The sequence below is a fragment of the Desulfofundulus thermobenzoicus genome, from assembly GCF_009428905.1.
Lineage (GTDB): Bacteria > Bacillota > Desulfotomaculia > Desulfotomaculales > Desulfovirgulaceae > Desulfofundulus_A > Desulfofundulus_A thermobenzoicus.
The window spans coordinates 1-381 of sequence record NZ_WHYR01000276.1 but is presented as its reverse complement, the minus strand read 5'-3'; the positions used below and the strand labels follow the sequence as shown (position 1 = coordinate 381).

Here is a 381-nt window from a genome sequence, read left to right as displayed (position 1 = left end):
ATGTAGCACGCGCACGAACTCTTGGCGTTAATCTGCGAACTGTTTCAATGTTGTGATTTAAAATGTCAGGACGAGTGTCCATTAACGTCTTCAAGTTATCATAATTACCGCCCATATCTGAAGGGAGAACTTCAATGGTCGTGAATGGGCTTTTTCTTCTAATCGCACGAACGGTTTCAGCGAACACACCTGCTCCGCCATCCTTTTGATCATCCCTTGCAACCGCTGTTATGACAGCGTGCTTTAAATTCATTAAGGCTACTGAATCTGCCACGCGTTCTGGCTCTTGCAGGTCAAGCTCAGTCGGAAGCCCAGTTTTCACCGCACAGAAACGGCATGCGCGCGTACAAACAGATCCAAGGATCATAAATGTAGCGGTTC

At 47.0% G+C, this 381-nt stretch carries 1 protein-coding gene; it reads right to left on the bottom strand.

What is annotated here, in order from left to right:
• The coding region (locus GFC01_RS18620) for a radical SAM protein (protein WP_423244429.1) at nucleotides 1-367 on the bottom strand (367 nt) is incomplete at its 3' end.
• Between the last annotated feature and the right edge of the window lie 14 nt (nucleotides 368-381).